The organism is Pauljensenia sp. UMB6358, from assembly GCF_030216865.1.
Lineage (GTDB): Bacteria > Actinomycetota > Actinomycetes > Actinomycetales > Actinomycetaceae > Pauljensenia > Pauljensenia turicensis_A.
This window is the reverse complement of the sequence record NZ_JASOMS010000289.1, coordinates 1-234: the sequence shown is the minus strand read 5'-3', so window position 1 is coordinate 234 and position 234 is coordinate 1. Positions and strand designations below refer to the sequence as shown.

Sequence of the window (234 nt, the reverse complement as noted above, 5' to 3'; positions counted from 1 at the left end):
GTCGATGACGGCGATGAGTGGGGCTTCGATGCGTTCAAGCAGCAGTTGGTAGTCGCGGGTGGTTTCGTGTTTGCACCAGTGCCAGGCGATCACGTGGTCGATGGTCGCCGCGACGATCAGGCAGCCACCGGCGGTGTAGGTGCCATCGAGAAATACCTGGTCGTAGATCCGCTTGTGGTGGCCGGCGGTGGGGTCAGGCACATCAACGAGCCAGCACCACTTGAAGCGCCGCTT

General features: G+C 62.0%; 1 pseudogene. It reads right to left on the bottom strand.

What is annotated here, in order from left to right:
- Positions 1-234, bottom strand: a pseudogene (locus tag QP381_RS09490) (IS256 family transposase); the annotation flags it as partial.